Origin of the sequence: Pedobacter immunditicola, from assembly GCF_037482985.1 — a bacterium.
Lineage (GTDB): Bacteria > Bacteroidota > Bacteroidia > Sphingobacteriales > Sphingobacteriaceae > Pedobacter > Pedobacter immunditicola.
The window spans coordinates 132,627-152,189 of record NZ_JBBHKC010000007.1 but is presented as its reverse complement, the minus strand read 5'-3'; the positions used below and the strand labels follow the sequence as shown (position 1 = coordinate 152,189).

The 19,563-nt window shown below is 39.3% G+C and carries 21 protein-coding genes, 1 tRNA gene and 1 pseudogene; 12 read left to right on the top strand and 11 right to left on the bottom strand.

The window, feature by feature from the left end:
- Positions 1-343: 343 nt before the first annotated feature.
- Positions 344-847 (bottom strand): GNAT family N-acetyltransferase, encoded by a 504-nt coding sequence (locus tag WG905_RS13930; RefSeq protein WP_339592344.1) that lies wholly within the window; start codon positions 845-847, stop codon positions 344-346.
- A 235-nt stretch (positions 848-1,082) separates the two neighbouring features.
- Between WG905_RS13930 and WG905_RS13925 the strand changes: the two genes are divergently transcribed.
- A tRNA-Pro gene (locus WG905_RS13925) sits at positions 1,083-1,156 on the top strand.
- A 165-nt stretch (positions 1,157-1,321) separates the two neighbouring features.
- Here WG905_RS13925 and WG905_RS13920 read toward each other — a convergent pair.
- Positions 1,322-2,317: an NADP-dependent oxidoreductase gene (locus WG905_RS13920; protein ID WP_339592343.1), complete on the bottom strand. Its 996-nt coding sequence runs from the start codon at positions 2,315-2,317 to the stop codon at positions 1,322-1,324.
- A gap of 431 nt (positions 2,318-2,748) precedes the next feature.
- Between WG905_RS13920 and WG905_RS13915 the strand changes: the two genes are divergently transcribed.
- On the top strand, positions 2,749-3,117 hold the full coding sequence (locus tag WG905_RS13915; protein ID WP_339592342.1) for a DUF4260 domain-containing protein: 369 nt from the start codon (positions 2,749-2,751) through the stop codon (positions 3,115-3,117).
- 15 nt (positions 3,118-3,132) lie between these two features.
- On the opposite strand, the gene WG905_RS13910 is transcribed toward WG905_RS13915, so the two are convergent.
- Positions 3,133-3,954, bottom strand: a complete 822-nt coding sequence (locus tag WG905_RS13910) for a helix-turn-helix domain-containing protein (protein WP_339592341.1) — start codon at positions 3,952-3,954, stop codon at positions 3,133-3,135.
- 215 nt (positions 3,955-4,169) lie between these two features.
- Positions 4,170-4,943, bottom strand: coding sequence for an SDR family NAD(P)-dependent oxidoreductase (locus WG905_RS13905; RefSeq protein ID WP_339592340.1), 774 nt, complete (start codon positions 4,941-4,943; stop codon positions 4,170-4,172).
- Between the two features lie 269 nt (positions 4,944-5,212).
- Here WG905_RS13905 and glk point away from each other — a divergent pair, with 269 nt between their 5' ends.
- On the top strand, positions 5,213-6,241 hold the full coding sequence (glk, locus tag WG905_RS13900; RefSeq protein ID WP_339592339.1) for a glucokinase: 1,029 nt from the start codon (positions 5,213-5,215) through the stop codon (positions 6,239-6,241).
- Between the two features lie 16 nt (positions 6,242-6,257).
- Here glk and WG905_RS13895 read toward each other — a convergent pair whose 3' ends face one another.
- Entirely contained in the window at positions 6,258-7,406 is a 1,149-nt protein-coding gene (locus WG905_RS13895; RefSeq protein WP_339592338.1) for an MFS transporter, read from the bottom strand.
- 37 nt (positions 7,407-7,443) lie between these two features.
- Positions 7,444-8,634: pseudogene (locus tag WG905_RS13890) on the bottom strand (amidohydrolase family protein).
- Between the two features lie 698 nt (positions 8,635-9,332).
- On the opposite strand from WG905_RS13890, the gene WG905_RS13885 reads away from it, so the two are divergent.
- The 8 genes from WG905_RS13885 (at position 9,333) to WG905_RS13850 (ending at position 14,444) form a co-directional block, all read left to right on the top strand.
- The gene (locus WG905_RS13885; RefSeq protein WP_339592337.1) at positions 9,333-9,671 is read left to right on the top strand and encodes a TM2 domain-containing protein; all 339 of its coding nucleotides are present in this window, start codon (positions 9,333-9,335) and stop codon (positions 9,669-9,671) included.
- The gene (locus WG905_RS13880) at positions 9,671-10,087 is read left to right on the top strand and encodes a DUF2752 domain-containing protein (protein WP_339592336.1); all 417 of its coding nucleotides are present in this window, start codon (positions 9,671-9,673) and stop codon (positions 10,085-10,087) included. Before WG905_RS13885 ends, WG905_RS13880 begins: the two co-directional genes overlap by 1 nt.
- Complete coding sequence (locus WG905_RS13875; RefSeq protein WP_339592335.1) at positions 10,084-10,542, top strand: magnetosome magnetite crystal formation protein family; 459 nt, start codon at positions 10,084-10,086, stop codon at positions 10,540-10,542. The genes WG905_RS13880 and WG905_RS13875 overlap by 4 nt, the downstream gene beginning before the upstream one ends.
- A gap of 152 nt (positions 10,543-10,694) precedes the next feature.
- Positions 10,695-11,486, top strand: a complete 792-nt coding sequence (locus WG905_RS13870) for a M48 family metallopeptidase (RefSeq protein WP_339592334.1) — start codon at positions 10,695-10,697, stop codon at positions 11,484-11,486.
- A gap of 18 nt (positions 11,487-11,504) precedes the next feature.
- Positions 11,505-12,038 (top strand): hypothetical protein, encoded by a 534-nt coding sequence (locus WG905_RS13865; RefSeq protein ID WP_339592333.1) that lies wholly within the window; start codon positions 11,505-11,507, stop codon positions 12,036-12,038.
- A 318-nt stretch (positions 12,039-12,356) separates the two neighbouring features.
- On the top strand, positions 12,357-12,950 hold the full coding sequence (locus WG905_RS13860) for a DUF7010 family protein (RefSeq protein ID WP_339592332.1): 594 nt from the start codon (positions 12,357-12,359) through the stop codon (positions 12,948-12,950).
- A 36-nt stretch (positions 12,951-12,986) separates the two neighbouring features.
- Complete coding sequence (locus tag WG905_RS13855; RefSeq protein ID WP_339592331.1) at positions 12,987-13,337, top strand: DUF6970 domain-containing protein; 351 nt, start codon at positions 12,987-12,989, stop codon at positions 13,335-13,337.
- Positions 13,338-13,358: 21 nt separating this feature from the next.
- The gene (locus tag WG905_RS13850) at positions 13,359-14,444 is read left to right on the top strand and encodes a Gfo/Idh/MocA family protein (RefSeq protein WP_339592330.1); all 1,086 of its coding nucleotides are present in this window, start codon (positions 13,359-13,361) and stop codon (positions 14,442-14,444) included.
- Between the two features lie 36 nt (positions 14,445-14,480).
- Here the strand turns inward: WG905_RS13850 and WG905_RS13845 are convergent, their stop codons facing one another.
- From WG905_RS13845 to WG905_RS13830, 5 genes are all read right to left on the bottom strand, one after another.
- Positions 14,481-15,047 carry a gluconate 2-dehydrogenase subunit 3 family protein gene (locus WG905_RS13845; protein ID WP_339592329.1) on the bottom strand — a complete coding sequence of 189 codons (567 nt, stop codon included), beginning with the start codon at positions 15,045-15,047 and terminating at the stop codon, positions 14,481-14,483.
- 27 nt (positions 15,048-15,074) lie between these two features.
- Positions 15,075-16,766 carry a GMC oxidoreductase gene (locus WG905_RS13840; RefSeq protein ID WP_339592328.1) on the bottom strand — a complete coding sequence of 564 codons (1,692 nt, stop codon included), beginning with the start codon at positions 16,764-16,766 and terminating at the stop codon, positions 15,075-15,077.
- 3 nt (positions 16,767-16,769) lie between these two features.
- The gene (locus WG905_RS19570; RefSeq protein ID WP_489737905.1) at positions 16,770-17,063 is read right to left on the bottom strand and encodes a hypothetical protein; all 294 of its coding nucleotides are present in this window, start codon (positions 17,061-17,063) and stop codon (positions 16,770-16,772) included.
- On the bottom strand, positions 17,050-17,253 hold the full coding sequence (locus tag WG905_RS19565) for a hypothetical protein (protein ID WP_489737904.1): 204 nt from the start codon (positions 17,251-17,253) through the stop codon (positions 17,050-17,052). The genes WG905_RS19570 and WG905_RS19565 overlap by 14 nt, the downstream gene beginning before the upstream one ends.
- A 273-nt stretch (positions 17,254-17,526) precedes the next feature.
- Positions 17,527-18,282, bottom strand: coding sequence for a glucosamine-6-phosphate deaminase (locus WG905_RS13830; RefSeq protein WP_339592326.1), 756 nt, complete (start codon positions 18,280-18,282; stop codon positions 17,527-17,529).
- Between the two features lie 211 nt (positions 18,283-18,493).
- On the opposite strand from WG905_RS13830, the gene WG905_RS13825 reads away from it, so the two are divergent.
- Positions 18,494-19,555 (top strand): AI-2E family transporter, encoded by a 1,062-nt coding sequence (locus WG905_RS13825; RefSeq protein WP_339592325.1) that lies wholly within the window; start codon positions 18,494-18,496, stop codon positions 19,553-19,555.
- Positions 19,556-19,563: the final 8 nt, after the last annotated feature.

Genomic DNA, 19,563 nt, shown 5'->3' with positions numbered 1-19,563 from the left:
ATGTTCGGAATCGAACTAAAAAAATAATGGTGCCTCAGCGAAATGAATAAATAAAATGCGAAGGTAGGCCTTTTAGAACTGATAGCCAAGAGTAACCAATCCATTGCCTTAAGCTTAATCTATTCTAAACTATAAGGCGTTACTAACAGGGACCTAAGACCGACCTGCTACCGACCTCGTGCCGGAAATCCGCTATATATCCCGACTCAGATCCCTGCCAGGTAAGGCTCCAGTAACCGACATTGTTTACCTATCCGTTAATTTACACCTACCCTTCCTTTAATGGTATTTAACGTAAGATAAACTTCAGTATATTGGAAAGCACGAGTGGGAATGACGGTATTTAAACTTTAATTTCAAAAAGATTAAGGCTTATACCCTCATAGTGTTTAGGCAGGTCATCAGTAGCTTCCAAAGACACGGTTCCGGCAAAGCTAAAACCGCAGCTGGTGTAGTACTTTAAAAGCTTTTCATTATCTGCCCAGGTGTCCATGCGGATGAACTTTAGCTGATGGATTTTCGAATATTTCTTTGCCCACTTTACAATGTGTTTCACAAATGAAAATCCCCTGAAATCAGGGTGTGTTACAATACGATGAATATAAACAGCATCCTGATCTCTTTCTTTCCAGATGGAAGGATCGCTAAAAGTTACCGCAAAAATAGCTGCTACTTCTCCATTTACTAAGATCTTGTATTGCCTGTTTTCAGCGATCTCATTTTCCACTAACTCCTTACTAAAGCCTTGCCAATGCTTACTGAAAACCTTTTTCTGGTGTGCAATTGCTAAATCGTAAAAATGAAATATGGTGTTCAAATCACCAGGCTGGCTATTTATAATTGTCATTTGTTTATAGATATGATGGATTAATACTAGGTTAATACACTTGCTATAAGGTAATTACCGGTATACTTTTTTGCTTTCAACAACTGTCTTTCTGCTAAAAAGGATCGCTTTTAAATATAGGTAGTTAAATGCTTAAGAAATAATTTAAAAATAAATTTGCATAATACATTTAATGTCGTACATTTGCAATCCCAACAACGAAGGAAAAACATCTCCAAAGTTGTCCATTAAAGTTCGGGGTGTAGCGTAGCCCGGTATCGCGCCTGCTTTGGGAGCAGGAGGTCGTAGGTTCGAATCCTGCCACCCCGACTTAAACCAGTTCATCTGGACAAAAAAAGCCTCTAAAAATTAGAGGTTTTTTTGTTTAAAAGGAATTTCTCAACTTTATTATACCATTAAGTTATCCGAGCTATCCTAGAATATATTTCAACACCCCATTGGGTCAAATGTGTAGCATAAATTTTTATTTCCATGTTATACCTTAACAATCATCTTGCCTTCATTTTTTCCTTCGAATAAACCTATAAAGGCTTGGGGAATATTATCAAAACCATCAACGATTGTTTCTTTATAAGTTAATTTACCATCCTGTAGCCAGCTAGCTAATTGTGTGATGGCTTCAGGGAATTTATTCTTGTAGTTAGAGACAATAAAACCTTGCATCAGGACACTGTTTTTTATCAATATGCCTTGTACTCTTGGGCCCATTGAGATTTCTGTATCATTGTATCCAGAGATTGAACCACATACGGCTATGCGGGCAAATTGGTTTACATTTGCGAGCACCGCATCAGAAATTTCACCGCCAACATTATCAAAATAGATGTCGACGCCCTTAGGAGCAGCATTTGCAATGGCCGCTTTCATATCTGTAGTGGTTTTGTAATTGATCGCGGCGTCGAAGCCAAACTTAGACGTCAACATCGAAGTCTTTTCATCCGAGCCAGCAATGCCAATAACCCGGCATTCTAAAATCTTAGCGATTTGTCCCGCAATACTACCTACGGCACCTGCAGCACCCGAAACAACGACTGTTTCGCCCGATTTGGGCTTCCCAATTTCAGTTAAGCCTAAATATGCTGTCAATCCAGTCATTCCTAAAACACCTAAATAAGCTGATAGAGAGGCAACATTGCCATCAACCTTGATAAGACCTCGTCCTTCAGAAACCTGTAATTCTTTCCAATCCAACATCGCTGAAACACAATCGCCAACCTTAAAATCCGATAGTTTGGATTCTACAACCTCAGCAATGATTCCCGATTGAATTGGTTTATTAAGTTCAAATGGCGGAACGTATGATTTTGCACTGCTCATCCTTCCTCTCAGATAGGGATCAACAGAAACGTAAAGGGTTTTCAAAAGTACTTGTCCTTCCTGTGTTACAGGATTTTCTTCCTCTAAAAATTTAAAATCTTCTAAGGTAGGTTTGCCTACGGGTCGGTTTTTTAACAGGATTACTTTATTCATGAGTATTTATTGTTTTAAAACTGCACTCTTTCATGTGTCAACTTATAATAACAAGACGCAAGCTTTAGTGTTTCTTTCTTTTTTGATTTATCCTTGATTTCGATCTCATACACCATCAAGATAATTATAAGCGAAATGTTGTAACTATTGGTATTCAAAGGCAGTGTTTGGTTTAGGCTTCTAAACACCGATAGCTATTTTGTACTTCGTAATTGGTTTATAACAATTTCAAATCTTACCGTGAAAGACTTTAGGGAATTAATTCTACTGAAAATTTCATGATTACGGAAATACATTGCCTCCGTTTTGGGAATGACACCCGAAACATTTAGTAGGATAAGACAACATCAGACTGAAAATTCATGATTTTTGTCAAGAGCTGCTGAAGTAAAATTATACACTTTTGTTTTATAATAATATATTCAGTAAATATGACAAACGTAATGGGTAATCTTTTGAAACTGGAAGAATTCGGACAGTTAATACTTTCTATAATCCTGTTTAGTCAACTAGACTATTCCTGGTGGGTTTTCCCGATCTGTATTCTATTGCCCGATTTATCAATGATTGGTTATTTAATCAATACCAAAACAGGTGCTTGGTCTTATAATTTCTTCCATCATAAATTGGTAGCTATTGTTATTTTGATTTCTGGGTTTTGTTTCAATATTTCATTGCTCACCTTAGCAGGAGTGGTTTTATTCGGTCATTCATCATTCGATAGAATGTTTGGCTATGGACTAAAATTCGATGACAATTTTAAAAATACCCATTTAGGTTGGATTGGGAAAGGAGATTAAAAATTAAATTGACCATCAATTAAATGAAGCTCTAAATTGTAACGGCGAAAGATTGGTTTTTGTCTTGAACAGTTTACTGAACGACTGCGAATGTTCAAATCCTAATTCATATGCGATCTCGCTTACCGTCGATTGGGTAGTAGAAAGCTTTTCTTTTGCTTTTTCGATTAACTTTTTGTGTATGTATTGTTGTCCATTTTGTCCGATAAGTGAACGTAGTAAATCACTTAAATAACCAGGCGAGATGTGTAATTGCTCAGAAATAAAATGCACTGTAGGTATACCCTGATGCAGTGGCTGCTCGCTATTGAAATAATTATTCAAAATAGTTTCAATTTTTTGAAGAATATCATCGTTTACGACTTTACGCGTAATGAACTGACGTTTATAAAATCGATTAACATAACTGAGCAGCAACTCTATCTGGGCAATCATTACTTCCTGACTGAATTCATCCACACGGCTATTTAGCTCTTGTTCCATGATCTGGTAAACTGAAAGGATGGTTTGTTTTTCTTGGTCTGATAAATGCAACGCTTCATTAACCGAATAGGAAAAGTAACCATATTCTTTGATCTTTTTTGCCAGTGGAGAACCCAATAAGAAATCCGGATGAATGAGCAATAAATAGGCGTAGGTATTTTTATTATATTCAGTTGTTCCTACCAATTGGTTGGGAGCTAAAAACAACATGCTGCCTTCGTTAAAATCATAATAATCCTGCCCATACTTTAATTTTCCGCTATTTTGGGTAATGAAAGTGATTTTGTAAAAATTCAACACATCATAAATTGGAGCCATTTCAGTATTGAACGGATTGTTTTCATTGAAATGCATAAGGCTTATTAACGGATGCTGAGGCTTTGGTAAGCCAAAAGCCTTATGACTTTCCGATATTGAAATAAACCGTATAAGTTTATCTTTTTTATTTTTCATGTGCTTATTTCTTTTTGTTTCTAAGTTAAGTGGAATTCTACCTCATTTCATTTCCTAAATTTATTAAAAAAACCTATGACGATAGTTAAGCCATAGGTTTTTAAAACAGCTAAAGGTTACCAGGGAATACTGTTATCTCCTTCGTAATAATTAATAGGCCCTGTAAAACTTCCTGTAGACATACCCTCCTCCAATGCTACTCTAATAGGTTCAAGAGAGCCTTCTTCCACGGTATCGGTTCCCTGGAAATTGTTGAGTGCCGTAGCGGTGAAACCAGGACTAACCAGATTAACTTTTATGTTAGAATCCTCCAATTCTATAGCTAAAGATAGGAAAATACCATTAAGTGCTGTTTTTGACGCGCCGTAAACCGCATCAAATCCTGATCGATAAGGATTGTCAGAATTAGAATTAAGTGAAAGTGAGCCTAATGAACTTGAAATAGTGACAATACGTGCCGCAGGTGCATTCCGCAATAAGGGCAGAAAGCGCTGTGTAACAGCAAGAGTGCCAAATACATTGGTATTCCAAACAGTTTTCATCTCATTTATCGGTGCAATACTGGCACGTTGGGATCCCAGTATTTCTTCCATTGTTCGCCCCGCTTTCCCAGCGTGTGATATGGCTGCATTATTGACCAGCAAGGTAAGGTATCCGAATTCATTTTCTATTTTCGCTACTGCGGTATTGATTGAATCGTTATCTGTGATATCCAATTGAATGGCTTTTGCCCGCTTGCCAATTTCGGTTGCGGCAGCTTCTCCTTTTTGTAGATCACGAGCACCTAAATACACCGTGTAATCATTAGCTGCAAGGGCTTTTGCTATCTGAAAACCCACACCTGTATTGGCTCCCGTCACAAGTGCTACTTTCTTTTCATTTGTCTGCATAATTTTATTTTATTTAATTCAATACAACAAAATTCCACTTTACTTAAATTATTGCTGTAGCCAAATCAAGGACATTTGTAGCCGAATTAAGGAATGTGAACATCCTATTAATTTCATATTGAAGTTTATGCTATTATTCTTTATTAACATCATGACAGTCACATCAATTTGAGATTTGCGTCATTTGCAGCGCCCTAACCCATTTGAATTTTTATCTTTGGCTTTGGCGCCATACGTTGTGTCTTGGCGAATTTAAAACTGTTACATCGATGCATATACCCATAGCTTTTGGAAATAACAATCCGCTGGATACTTCATCGCCTGTCAAGATCCTTGCGGGCGACATTGGCGGCACGAAAACCAATCTGGCTTTGTTCGACTTTTCATCAGGCAAATATTCAATTCTTAAAGAAACCAGGTTCAAAACAAAGGATTTTAATGACTTGGGAGAGATGATTGCATCATTTTTATCCGCAGATGAAAAACCAGCTGTCATGTCTTTTGGGATAGCGGGTCCAGTTACAGAAAACCGTGTAAAGCTTACTAACGTGTCATGGGGCATAGATGGTGTAGAACTTTCCAAACAGTATAACAGCACCCCTGTTTACCTGATCAATGATCTGGAGGCTACGGCCTATGGACTGGCTGTATTAACTCCTGCCGAGCTATTTTCGTTTTACAATTCGGGCAAAGAAGCCAGGGGTAATTTGGCTTTGATCGCTCCTGGCACAGGATTAGGAGAGGCAGGTGTATATGATGACGGCGTCACTTATCATCCATTTGCAACCGAAGGCGGGCACTCAGACTTTGCACCGAGAACTTTGCTGGACCATGAGTTATACTTGCACCTGAACAAACAGTTTGGCCGGGTAAGCTGGGAACGTGTTATCAGTGGAAATGGAATTGTTTCCATATTCGATTTTCTGGCTGATGAAAAATGCCGAAACGTACCGGGCGAATTAAAAGAGGTGCTAACTTTGGGCGACAAACCGAAAGTAATAACGGATAATATAAATAACTATAGCATTTGTCGCGAAACCATTGATCTGTTTCTTCGTTACCTTGCTACTGAGGCTGGTAATCTTGCACTAAAAATGAAAGCGACAGGTGGTGTGTTTATAGGTGGAGGCATCATCCCTCAAATTCTCGAGCACGTGGATAAGGACCAATTTATGATTTATTTCCGAGATTTTGACCGCATGAGCGAATTACTGTCCGGCATTTCTGTAAGTGTTATTTTAAATGATAAAACTGCCCTTTTAGGAGCTGCTTACTACGGCGTGGGGAGAGCTGAATAACAGCTGAAATAACTTATTAACTTAAAGCCTTTTTGGCCAAAATGGAAATGATCATACCCGGAATAGCTAAAGCGATGGCAAAATAAGCCAGGCTCATGGGAGAATATATACCAAGCAACAAACCCGCAACAGAAGTAGCAACCATAATGGCTAAATTGAATGTAGAGGACTGAACCGAGGTTGCAACATCTTTAGCCGTTTCGGCTTGTTTACTTACAGCCGTTTGCAGCAAGGTCACCAGTGGACCAAACGAAAGTCCCCATAAAAAGAAGGCAAAATGAGCTATTCCGGTAATGCCTCCAAACATCAGAATAATAATCATGGAAATAACCAATAGCGCAAACATACCTACGGTAAGCAGCCGCAGGTATTTATCGGTATATTTAATGGCGATCAAAACAGAGATCAAAGACCCTATTCCAAAAATAGACAATGCGCTTTCTATTCCACCGGCCAGCTTAATATTTTCAACCAGGGTGGTGATGTACACATATACACCATAATGAGCACATACCCCCAAAAGGGTAAGCAACAAGACAAGTAAAACTGCCGGTATTTTTAAAAGTGCAAATGGCGATGAACTTTTTGTAAGTTTCTCTCCGGGTGTTGAGGGAAGCGCAAAAACACTGATCAAGGCAATAACAATAATGACTACTCCAAGTCCTATGAATTCGGTTCGCCAGCCATATTCATTTCCAATATAGGTCATTACAGGCATCCCCACACTGATACCTAAAGTATTCCCAGCCATGATTACTGCAATAGCCTTTCCGTGTTGCGCTTCATCCACCAGACGCATTCCGTAGGCTGCAATCATTGGCCACATCACCCCAGCGAAAACCCCTCCCAATACCCTTAGGATAATGATAATTGTATAATTATGTAAAAGCCCGGCAATAATATTAGAAACCGCAAAACCAGCAAGTAAGATCAACAACAACATTTTTCGGTTGAATTGCATGGTCATTGAAACCAGGGGGATTGCAAAAATAGCAGATGCAATAGCGTAATAACCCACCAGGTTGCCCGTTTGCACCTCGCTGATATTCAATTCGGCCATCATTTGTGGAAGGACACCCGAGGGCATCAACTCAGAAAGAATTCCGACAAAAGTCACAGAAGACATCAAAATCATTATCAGCCATGGGAAATATTTTTCGCTCATTATTATTTCTTTTTATATTATTGAAGTCGTTAGCGTTTTAGAGGTTTAAAGGGATTTCATATGCAGGTTCATTTCTACGGAATAAGAAATTGCCGTTTCGTACCGATGCCAATACATCTGCTCTCTTACGGATCGCTTCAAAAACAGAATATCCATTAAGGACAATAAAGTTGGCTGGTTTACCGACTTCCAATCCATATTGCTGATCTAACATCATGGTTTTTGCACCGTTGATAGTTACCAGGTCAAAAGCAGTTTCTAATTCCTCGTAAGAGGCAACCTGGCTCAAGTGAATACCGTTGTCCAGGATATTCATCATATTTCCGTTTCCTAACGGATATCAAGGATCGTTGATGGAGTCTTGTCCAAAGCACACATTCATACCCGCCTCCAGAAGTTCTTTTACGCGGGTCGTTCCAAGACGCTTCCGATAAGTATCCTGACGACCCTGCAGATAGGCGTTTTCTGTAGGAAGAGAAATAAAGTTGATTCCGCTGGCTTTCAACAATCCCATCATACGAAAAGCATATGCATTGTCTGCACTTCCAAAAGAGCAAGTATGGCTGGCTGCTGTTTTGTGACCGATACCTTCTGTCATCACCAATGCATTCAGTAATTCCAGGAAGCGCGACATCACATCATCTGTTTCGTCACAGTGCACGTCAATCATCTTGTCATATTTCAGGGCAAGCTCAACCGTGCTGCGCAGCGATTTTTCGCCAATCTCCCGCGCCCATTCAAAATGCGGAATTCCTCCCACACAATCCGCTCCCATCTTTAGCCCTTCTTCCACCAATTCATAGCCGCCTTTATAGGCATACATTCCCTCTTGTGGAAAAGATACAATCTGGATAGTTACGATATCTTTTAGTTCTTCCTGCAACTCAAGCATCACTTTCATCCCTAAAAGTTTCGGATCTGTAACGTCGATATGTGTGCGGATAAATTGTACTCCCTGAGAAACCTCTTCCCTTATAGCGGCCAATGCTCTTTCTTTGGCATCTTCCACCGTTTGGGATTTTTTGATTTCATGCCAGCGTGCAATACCTTCGAAAAGCGTTCCGGATTTAATTTTGCAGCCGTCATTGCGTCCGGTGTATGCATAATCCAAATGCAAGTGAGGATCTACGTAAGGTGGTAAAACAAGTTTTCCATGGAGGTCAATCTCCTCTTCACATGTTGGCAAATTAGTCCCGATCTGCGTGATTTTTCCGTCTTCTACCACCATTTCGGTCGCTTCAGCGTTGCGATATATTTTCGCATTTATAAACTTTTTTTTCATCTTGAACTGTTTTTTGAGTTACCAGGGATAACATCGTTCACACTAATTTCAATTTTTGCTATCAAAGTTTGAATAACAAGAAAAAAAAGTGTTTTGTTTAGCTATTTATGAAACCAACATGAAAATACGCACAACTAGAAATGAACCGAACTTGTGATAGCTTCATTACCGTTAAAGGACAAGTAATATACTGATGAAAACAAATTGAATGCAACTAGTTTTCTTGCCGGAAAAACACATCGCTTACAGTTATTTTTAGCCTTCTTACATTATCAGTAAAGTTTATATCTGTAGGTAAAGTACACCGTGTTTTTCTTTAAAATTAGTATTTGTAATTACACTAATATTTATTGACATTAGTGCCTGCATAATAATTTATGTTAAATCATAAAATATGCATCAAACTCAATTAAATTATTTAATGATACGCTTCGCTCTCTACATCATCTATATGTTGCTGTCCTTTCACCTCCTTTCAAAAGGGAATTCTTCCTACAGGATGAAGAGCACCCTATGCGCAGATTAGCAATTGACAAAAACAGAAATATTAAAAATTTCACGTAATGGCCAGCTAATTTGATTCCAACCAAGTTGAACGGAAAACGAAAAACCAAATGAGTAGTAATTAAACAAATATAAAAATAATGGACGCACAAAAAGTAGACATGTTTATCATGACAAATGCAAAGTATTTAGAGAGTCATCACATTAATGCAGTTAGAGAAAGACTGATTGCAATTGATGATTCTAACTGGCCTATGATTTCCACCTTACAACTAAAGGACCCAACCACAAGTCTAATTGTATCAATTTTAGCAGGCTCTCTGGGTATTGACCGGTTCATTATTGGCGACACCGGGCTTGGTATTGGTAAACTTTTAACCTGTGGTGGTTTAGGAATTTGGGCAATTGTCGATTGGTTTATGATACAACAGGCTACAAGAGAAAAAAACATGCAAAAAATTCAACAATTTTTGTATTAATGAACCTCAACAGGAATAAGCTGTATTCGATCCTATTTATAGCTTGTATAGTAGGGTATATTTGGCTTTACTTTAATTTTTCAAATGAAAACGCTGAAGATAAACAGATTGAAGTTTGCTTAATAAAGCACTTCACAAATATACCCTGCCCTTCCTGTGGCACAACCCGTTCCATCATTTCATTTACAGATGGCGACTTCCTTCAATCTCTTACTTTGAACCCCATGGGCGTTGTAGTTGCAATCATTATGTTATTTTCCCCATTGTGGATTATTGCAGACACTATAACCAGAAGGAAAACATTGTTCGATTTTTATCGAAAAACAGAGACATTCTTAAAGAGACCACAATACGCAATACCACTAGTATTACTCGTCATTATCAATTGGATTTGGAACATCACAAAAGGAATATGATAAACGTAACAGAATTTAGCTATAACCCAGGTGAACATGAGGCAGAAACAGCCTCAAACAGCTATTTAATGTCGTTAATTGCAATAATAGCAGGACTGCCTTTGCCAATTATCAACCTCATCGCTACGCTGGTATTTTATTTAGGAAACCGCAAGGCATCTTATTTCGTTCGTTGGCATTGCACACAAGCCTTATTGTCGCAATTATCAATGCTTTTCATTAATAGCTTTGGATTTTGGTGGACGATATCGATCATATTTACCAGTGAAACAATAACGAGTAAGTTCATAGCCTACATCATCTCTGCTTTAATATTCAATTTGACTGAATTCATTGCGACAGTCTACACCGCAATTCAGACAAGAAAAGGGATCCATGTAGAATGGTGGTTCTACGGCAATTTAACACATTTAATTTGCAAAAGAAACCATCATAAGCAGCTTCATGACCTTTAAATATTAATCAAAACCATCATAAGCTTGCTGCTTACTAAAAGCAATAAACCGAGCTTGCGAGTTCTTAATCACAATTAAAGAACAATAAAAACTTGTGAAAATAAGCTTATGATAGCTTCAATAAAAATCACACTAAATACTAATAAAAAACCATGAAGAAGACTTTAATTCAGGGGAGCATCGCAGCAGCTTTATTTTTTGCAACATGGTTTGTTTTGGCACAAATAGATTGGGTTACTTATTTTAGAATTGAAAAAGTAACTGACAAAACTGAAGCGAAATTAGGTGAACTGTTTTGGGAGGCATTTCAAAAGTCCGAAAAAGAGAACAAGAATCCATTCGTCGTAAGTTCAGTTGATAGTATTGTTACTAAAATTTGCTTAGCAAATAAAATAGACAGAGATTTAATAAGTGTTCACATCCTTGATAAAGACGAGATCAATGCATTTGCCTTACCAAATGGACGTTTAGTTATTTATAGTGGTTTAATTAAAAACGCCGATAATCAAGAAGAATTAAGCGGTGTTATTTGTCATGAGATAGCTCATATACAGCTTAATCATGTAATGAAAAAGCTAGTAAAAGAAATCGGCCTTTCTGTTTTAATCTCTATCGCAACAGGCAATAGTGGTTCTGAAATTGTTAAAGAGACAGCAAAAATGCTTTCCTCTTCTGCATTTGACAGAAGCTTGGAAAAAGAAGCAGACATTAAAGCCGTTGAGTATCTTGTTAAAGCAAGAATAAATCCTGAGCCATTCGCTGATTTTTTATACAAACTTTCTAACAAAGAAAAAGAAACCACAAAGTACCTGACCTGGATAAGTACCCACCCAGACTCAAAAGAAAGGGCTGAGTATATCATCGAACAAAGCAGAAACAAACATGTAAAGTATGAAACCATTTTGACTAATGATAATTGGGACAAGTTGAAAGAAATCCTATAAAATCAACAGGATGACCAGTTGCCAACAGCAGCTTTGCAATTAAAAGACGACATAACGACAATGATAAATCAACTATTAAAAGGTCTTGTTGACCAGATTTATGGGACTGGACGAGTAAAACGAAAGTTTGAACTCAACAACTCTAACGAAAAAGTTTTGGTGGCTGACGCAAGTAAAGGTATCGTGACAACAACTAATCAAAGCATTCAGCGTGGACCTGACTGGGTGACTTCGCAAAGGGCTGTAGTTATGTTGACAGACAAGAAAATTATTTGTGGCAAGTGGACAATTCCGCTTGACACCGTTGCGACTGCTCAATTAGTAAAAATCAATTCTTTGTTTGGTGGTGGACAAGTTTTAAAAGTTCAGACTAATGACAAAAAAAACTATCAATTTGGAATGCAAGTAAACCCTGAGTGGACAAATCAACAGCGACTTCCATTGACACTTGAAAATGGACAAGTAAAACATTCACCTTTTAGCATAGTAGTGAGATTGATTGCAGTTGGATATTTGATTTACTGGCTTTATGAACGCATCATTACTAACTAAAACAATTATGTGTACTCCACGGAGGAAACGGACGATTACTTAAGACAGAATTATTTATTGTCTCGCATAAACAAATCAAAAGATTGATATGAAACTCTCTTCAAAAGCAGAAAACATCTTAGATCAAATCAATAGAAAAACGAAGCTAGGTGACTTACGAAATCTCGTCGCTCTCTAAATCACCTGCTTTTGATATTTCATCATGTCACCTCCCTTCAAAGGAAATTATTTTCAACCAGGAATAAGAGCAGCCGGTGGAATGGTTAATTTGTGTTGTTATCTGCAAGCAAAAAAACAAACTCAAGAATCTAAAGAAATATGGCAAATGAAAATTTAAATATGAATAATTTACAAGATGCTCAAGGCGATATGAGAAATGGCTACGGCTATGGCGCAATCGGAGTTTTTGTATCAGGAATAGTATGGCTGCTTTCTAGCTTTATTGCGAATGCTCATTCATCGGAAAGAGCTATTTGGACTCTAATTATTGGGGGAATTTTCATCTTCCCATTGGCAACATTGATTGGAAAGCTAATCGGCATTAAAGGAGGACATAACCAGAATAATCCTCTTGGAAAGCTTGCTATGGAAGGTACAATATGGATGATTATGTGTATCCCCTTGGCTTATGGTTTGTCTTTGACTAAAGCAGAATGGTTTTTTCAAGGGATGCTGATGATCATTGCTGGCAGATACCTAACTTTTGCAAGTATTTATGGCATACGCATCTATTGGGTTTTAGGAACTGTTCTTGGATTAGCAGCTTATACTCTTTTCAAAATGCAAGCAGGAGACTTTCGCACTGCCTTGACAGGTGGTTTAATCGAAATCACATTTGGTATGGTTATTTATGGTCTTTACAGATATGATAAAAAACGAGATATTAAAAAACAATCTTTGATTGAACTATGACAGCTTCCTCACTGTTATATAACAAATTATTTACTGATGAAAACCATTATTTTAATTATCACAATTCTGATTTCAGTGCTCGGCGGCTGCGAGAAAAAGGGCCTTTCAAGCGATATTCCTGCGTGCATCTATGAGCAAATTAAAAAAATTCAAGCAGAAGAGGTGAGAAATCCACCAGGAAGTATCTGGCAATATGAGTACAACGGAAAAACGGTTTATTACGTCCCTGCCTATTGCTGTGATATAGAAAGCAAGCTTTTCGACAAAAATTGTAATATCATCTGTAGTCCGGATGGTGGGTTCACAGGCAAAGGTGATGGAAAGTGTCCTGATTTCTTCACTAACCGGAAAAACGAAAAACTCATCTGGAAGGATGAAAGGAGATAACCATAAACTATACGAAACCTGATGAGCAAAACTAAAATCACCATCCTTGGAGCAGGGTTTATTTCTGATATTCATTTAGAAAGTTACCTTCGGTTTATTCCCGAAGCAGAAGTTGTGGCAGTATATGCACGTGATGCCGAAAAAGCAAAGGCTTTTGCTGAAAAGCACCATATCCCGCAGTGGTATACAGATATCCATCAGGCGATTTCTGCATCAGATTGTGACATTGTTGACATTTGCCTGCCTAACTTTTTACATGCCGAAGCCACACTGATCGCTGCAGAAAACCGTAAACATGTGATCGTTGAAAAACCTTTGGCTGTTACATTAAAACAAGCAGACGAAATGATTGCAGCATGCAAAAGGAACAACGTAAAACTGATGTATGCAGAAGAACTTTGTTTTGCTCCAAAATATGAACGTGCACGGCAAATGGTAAAAGATGGTGCCGTAGGTTCAGTTTACATGCTGAAGCAGTCGGAAAAGCATTCCGGGCCTCATTCTGATTGGTTTTACGATATAGATTTGGCGGGAGGCGGTGTACTAATGGACATGGGTTGCCATGCTTTTGGTTGGTTCAGGTGGATGCTGGGCAATGCTAAAGTAAAAAGTGTGATGGGTACCATGAACACAGTCTTACATACTGAAAGAACTAAAGGAGAAGATAATTCGGTGGTCATCGTCGAGTTTGAGAACGGCACCATAGGCGTTGCAGAAAATAGCTGGGCAAAACACGGTGGAATGGACGACCGTTGTGAAATTCACGGTACTGGTGGCGTCATTTATGCAGATCTTTTTATGGGTAACGCATCATTAGCTTATAGTAAACAGGGCTATGGTTATGCTGCAGAAAAAGCGGACACCACACAGGGTTGGAGTTTTCCGATTTTTGAAGAGGTTTTCAACCAGGGATACCCCCATGAATTGAAGCACTTCATTGAATGTGTACGGGAAAATAAAACACCATTGCTAACCGGTGAAGACGGCCGCGCTGTTTTAGAAATCATCTATGCGGCTTATGCTGCTGCAGGAACCGGACAGAAAATACACCTCCCTTTTAATGCTGATGTGGAAAAACCTGTTGACCTTTGGCTTCAAAATAAATAAAGCAGATCGAAGTAAGGCTTATTGTAAGGGCGGCGACTAAGTCGCCCATGCTTTTTCTCCTTTTTTGTAGGGAATACAGCCAATGTATTTGCCTGGGACGGGCACATAACGTAATGCTTTAGTGCAGCCAGCTTCTGAAGTGAAATAACCTAATAAAGTCAACTCCTTCATCATCCTGAAATAATGTACAGTATCTCCAGGTTTTTGAATTTTTAAAGCTTCCTTTTGTGCCTTATCCAGGCTGGTCAGCAGTTCGTTTTTCTGGCCTGCACTGAGCTCCATAAATTTTGCATCAAACCGCTCTTCACTTCGCCTCTGAAGGTCAGCCACTCCTTTGACAAACACTTGCTGTTCCTCTGGGGTATAACAGTCTTGAACCATTAAAGCCATAAAGCTGCCAACGTTTACTGACTTGGCACCCGGTGTAGATGTTTCAGGCAAAATGGTTTCTGCCACTTCGTTAAGAAAGGCAATATCATCCGTTGTAAAAAGATTATTCTCCTGATTAGGGTTGGAATTACATCCTGATAAAAAGAAATCCGCTCCGATGACGGATCCTCCCAATATGATTGCAACCCTATTGATCGCCTCTCTCCTATTCATGTCGATGATTTACTAGTCAATGCTTTATTATAAATTACCTTTTTTCATTTCGGCTGCTGCATAATTCGCCGCTCTGGCCGTTAGTGCCATATACAAAATGGACGGACTTTGGTTACCTTTACTGGTCATGCAGGCGCCGTCTGTCACAAATACATTTTTGCATTCGTGGAGCTGGTTCCATTTGTTCAGCAGGGAGGTTGCTGGATCTTTTCCCATGCGTACTCCACCCATTTCATGAATATCCAATCCCGGTGCCTGTTTATTGTTATTGGTTTCGATGTTCTTGCAACCAGATTTCTCCAGCATTTCAGCACTTTGCGTTAGAAAATCTTCTACCATCCTTTCATCATTCTCATCATATTCCACAGCAGTAATGAGTAAAGGGATACCCCATTGGTCTTTTTCCGTTTCACTTAAACGCACATGATTGCTTTCCTTAGGTACAGTTTCACCCTGAAGGTACATGTATAAATGCCACCCACCTGGTTCAGAAAGCGCATCCTTGTAAGCTGCACCAACTTGGCCCTCGGCAGTATCAGTCGGATGCTGTGCCCTGTAGGCATTCACAAAAGTGGTGAAGCCACCAAAATAATCGGTATCTTGCTTATACAGGTTCCGATAATTGACCAGGATCAGGTCTGTAGGGTTCCTCCCGAAATAATATTGATCCAAATAACCATCTATTGTTGCGGTTAAAGAGCCCCGGTAATTGTGAAAAGAGATGTATTTGCCCAACAACCCATTATCATTACCTAATCCGTCTGGAAAACGCTTTGATTTTGAATTCATTAGCACAAGGTTGGTGTTTAAGGCAGAGGCATTCAGGAAAATAACTCGTGCATAATAGTCCGTTACCTCCTTGGTATTGGTATCAATAACCCTCACCCCTGAAGCTTTACCAAGTTTCTCGTCATAAATAACCGAATGTACCACAGAAAAAGGACGGATGGTGAGGTTGCCTGTTTTTTCTGCCCAGGGCAATGTGGAACTTACGGAGCTGAAATAGCCCCCATAGGGACAACCACGCATACATAAGTTTCGTGCCACACATTTGCCCCGTCCCTGTGCTAAATGAATTTGTGCTGGTTCGGTAAGGTGTGCCCAGCGTGCATGCACCAGGTGCCGGTCTGTATAATTAGTTTTTAACTTTTCTTTGATGTCCTTTAATACACAGTTCATTTCAAAGGGGGGCAAAAATTCACCATCGGGCATAGCAGGTAAATTATCTTTGTTGCCACAGATACCAATAAACTTCTCTACATGTGAATACCAGGGTGCAATATCGTCATAACCGATCGGCCAGGCAATGCCATAGCCAAAGCGCTCGGGCGCGGTGAATTCAAATTCGCTCCAGCGTTGCGTTGCCCGGCCCCAGGTAAGTGATCTTCCCCCAACCTGGTAACCACGGATCCAATCAAAGGGTTTTTCCTGTATGTAAGGATGGTCCTTATCTTTGACAAAAAAATGAGCGCAATCTTCACCATAACCGGCAGACTTGGTAATGAGGGGATTTTCCTTGTAAAAGGCTTCGCTCATACGCCCCCGGTACTTAAAATCCCAAGGATTCATATTTGCCGTTGGATAATCTTTATTATGCTCCACGTTGCGGCCACGTTCCAAAACAAGGGTTTTCAGTCCCAGTTCGCAAAGCTCTTTGGCAGCCCAGCCACCACTAATGCCTGAACCGACGACAATAGCATCAAAAATAGGAATAGCCATCTTCTATTTGGTTAATGTTCTATTAAATGTTCTATCTGGGTGATGATAATTTTCAATCATATAAGTGCTTAGGGTAGGCAAATCGGGGCTTTTACCGGTTTTTATATAAATATTTGAAACCATGTTTGCAACGATAAGTGATGACGCTGTATCTAGTTCTAATAGATGAGCGATACAATAACCGGCATTGAAATTATCTCCGGCCCCCGTTAACATCAACGGGTCATCAATAAAGTCCGGAACATTGGAGTAAGTCCCTTGATGATCCCATGCCAATGAGATCTTAGCAGTATGGATAAGTAAAGTACATCCGCGCCAGCATCATCTTGCCATCAGTAAATTCAATGGCTGTAGTGAAGCCCGGGTTAGTAAAACTATACAGGTTACAGTGAGGATGCATCGCCGCAAAAACGGGAGAAATATCAGGTATGCCCAGGGCACCGACACAATTAACTTTAGGGCCCATTTGCGCCATGGCATTAGCCATAATGGGCATATTGCCGCCAAGCCGTTGAAACAGTTCCTCCGTTTCGAGGCTAAAACCCGAACCTTTTTTTCGGAAATATAAGCACCAAACTCCTCAATGGTATTGAAATAAACAAGACTGCCGTCCTCAGCTTGAGAGGCGATTACTTTAACAATGGAGTCAATAAAACCATCAAACCCAGCCAAAACACTTTTTGAATCTAGCATTGTCGCAGCCTTTTGCAGCCGCTCCTGTATAAATCTTAATTTCTCCTCGTTCAATAGCCTGGCTTGTTCAGTCATGTATGCCTTGAATATATGGTGATTTCTTCAATGCCGAAGCTGCAGTCTTGTCTAATAAAATATGTGCATGTGGAATACCCTGCAACATACTTGCCGGAACTTCAATAGTCACCTCCCCCTGTAATGCAGCTGCTACAATCGACGCTTTTTTCGTACCAGATGCAATTAATACCGCTTTCTTAGCCTCTTTTAAATGCGCCAATCCAAGCGTAATTCCTTCTTTCAAAACAGTATCCTCTTTAAAGTACTTCTGGCCTACTTTTACAGTTACCTGATCTAAAGAAGAACGGTGTGCATATGTATCAAAATCAGTTCCTGGTTCATTTAAACCCAGGTGACCATTCATACCGATACCCACGATCATCAGATCAAGGCCATGATGCGCGTTGATAAAATCATTTACCCTGCCACATTCCTGATCAACATTTGTCGTCATTGCATCAAAAAACACGATCTGTTCAGGGCGAATTGCCGCAAGATTAAAAAATTGGGTATACATGTAATGCTTGCAGCTTCCTTCCATACTTTGATCCATACCCAGCCACTCATCCAGCCCAATAAAAAAGCATGCACTAAAGTCTATCTTTCCCGCTCCAGCATATTGCACCAGCTGTTTTAACATTCCCGTGGGGGTATCGCCCGATGGAAAACAAAGGAGCGACGCTGGTTTTGCAGCGAGCTGAGCAACAACCAGGTCAGCCGCCGCACTACACATCTCCGCGTAATTGGTATATATGGATATCTTCATCAATTTAGGGTTAAAAAAGATTAACATTATTTAGGGAATCACACTACTCCTAATTTATAGAAAAATTTGATAGAAAATAAGTTTACATATCAGTTAATGGTGACAACAAATTCTTTTACATTCTTGGTTTGAATATGGTATATTTATTATCTATAAAGGAGAACAACGAAGAGAACAATAAACGCTTAAATTTATTTACACAACAAATACAATGGATGGCAATCAAAAATTCTCAGCTACCTATTTGTCCTATACGCTGATGGTCCTTGCAACGGTTATACTAATGTATCTCGGCCGTATCTTGTTTATTCCACTATCTTTCGGCCTGTTGATTGCCTTGGTATTATATCCCTTCTGCGTTTGGCTGGAGGCCCATAAATGCCCTCGTGGGATAGCCATCTTTATTTCTTTAAGTCTTCTTATTGTTTTATTTGTAGGCGTTATCTGGATCTTGGTATGGCAGTTGAACTTTTTAAAAAATGAGATCCCCACGTTAACCGATAGATTCCAGAACGCTTCTCAGCACTTACAGGAATGGTTCCATACGAATATTGGCTCTCCACTGCGGTTAGACAAGGATTGGCTGCAGGATGCAGCTAAACGCTCACTTGGAAGTACAAATTGGTTAATTCAAAAAGTTGCGGAAGGCTTAGGAAGCTCATTGTTCACTTTGTTCATTATTCCTGTTTTTACAGCGCTATTTTTATTCCACCGGCAGCAATTTGTTGCATTTATCAAATCGCTGTTTAGTGAAGATCAACAGGGAAGTTTACACCGCATTTTGCATGAAGTATGTTATATCTATCATAAATATATTATCGGACTTTTAAAAGTCTATATTATCGTAGGCATACTTAACAGCATTGGTTTATTGATCCTGGGTATCGAACACGCTATTTTATTTGGTATGCTAACCGCCTTCATGACCATGGTGCCCTATGTTGGAATCATCATCAGCTCCTTGTTGCCCATATCCGTTGCCTGGATCACAACCGGTACACTTTTCTATCCCCTAGCTGTAGTCGGCATTTTCACTTTTGTTCAATATTTGGAGAACAGTATCATATTTCCAAAAGTAGTGGGCGTGGAACTGAATGTAAGCTCCTGGGCAATTTTGGTTGCCCTTATTGCCGGTGGAATTGTATGGGGGATGGCCGGAATGATTTTGTTCATGCCCTTTATAGCCATCTTGAAAATAATCAGCGAGCATGTACCAGAATGGAAACCCTTAAACATCCTTTTAAGCCGTAGGGTGAGAAAAAACAGGACATGAATTATATT

Excerpts from the sequence above, each read along its gene's own strand:
- WG905_RS13895 (WP_339592338.1), bottom strand. The coding sequence starts at position 7,406 with ATGAGCGAAAAATATTTCCCATGGCTGATAATGATTTTGATGTCTTCT.
- WG905_RS13875 (WP_339592335.1), top strand. The coding sequence starts at position 10,084 with ATGATAAACGTAACAGAATTTAGCTATAACCCAGGTGAACATGAGGCA.
- WG905_RS13920 (WP_339592343.1), bottom strand. The coding sequence starts at position 2,317 with ATGAATAAAGTAATCCTGTTAAAAAACCGACCCGTAGGCAAACCTACC.
- WG905_RS13930 (WP_339592344.1), bottom strand. The coding sequence starts at position 847 with ATGACAATTATAAATAGCCAGCCTGGTGATTTGAACACCATATTTCAT.
- WG905_RS13850 (WP_339592330.1), top strand. The coding sequence starts at position 13,359 with ATGAGCAAAACTAAAATCACCATCCTTGGAGCAGGGTTTATTTCTGAT.
- WG905_RS13855 (WP_339592331.1), top strand. The coding sequence starts at position 12,987 with ATGAAAACCATTATTTTAATTATCACAATTCTGATTTCAGTGCTCGGC.
- WG905_RS13905 (WP_339592340.1), bottom strand. The coding sequence starts at position 4,943 with ATGCAGACAAATGAAAAGAAAGTAGCACTTGTGACGGGAGCCAATACA.
- WG905_RS19565 (WP_489737904.1), bottom strand. The coding sequence starts at position 17,253 with ATGGCTAATGCCATGGCGCAAATGGGCCCTAAAGTTAATTGTGTCGGT.
- WG905_RS13885 (WP_339592337.1), top strand. The coding sequence starts at position 9,333 with ATGGACGCACAAAAAGTAGACATGTTTATCATGACAAATGCAAAGTAT.
- glk (WP_339592339.1), top strand. The coding sequence starts at position 5,213 with ATGCATATACCCATAGCTTTTGGAAATAACAATCCGCTGGATACTTCA.
- WG905_RS13845 (WP_339592329.1), bottom strand. The coding sequence starts at position 15,047 with ATGAATAGGAGAGAGGCGATCAATAGGGTTGCAATCATATTGGGAGGA.
- WG905_RS13825 (WP_339592325.1), top strand. The coding sequence starts at position 18,494 with ATGGATGGCAATCAAAAATTCTCAGCTACCTATTTGTCCTATACGCTG.
- WG905_RS13880 (WP_339592336.1), top strand. The coding sequence starts at position 9,671 with ATGAACCTCAACAGGAATAAGCTGTATTCGATCCTATTTATAGCTTGT.
- WG905_RS13915 (WP_339592342.1), top strand. The coding sequence starts at position 2,749 with ATGACAAACGTAATGGGTAATCTTTTGAAACTGGAAGAATTCGGACAG.
- WG905_RS13910 (WP_339592341.1), bottom strand. The coding sequence starts at position 3,954 with ATGCATTTCAATGAAAACAATCCGTTCAATACTGAAATGGCTCCAATT.
- WG905_RS13860 (WP_339592332.1), top strand. The coding sequence starts at position 12,357 with ATGGCAAATGAAAATTTAAATATGAATAATTTACAAGATGCTCAAGGC.
- WG905_RS13840 (WP_339592328.1), bottom strand. The coding sequence starts at position 16,766 with ATGGCTATTCCTATTTTTGATGCTATTGTCGTCGGTTCAGGCATTAGT.
- WG905_RS13830 (WP_339592326.1), bottom strand. The coding sequence starts at position 18,282 with ATGAAGATATCCATATATACCAATTACGCGGAGATGTGTAGTGCGGCG.
- WG905_RS13870 (WP_339592334.1), top strand. The coding sequence starts at position 10,695 with ATGAAGAAGACTTTAATTCAGGGGAGCATCGCAGCAGCTTTATTTTTT.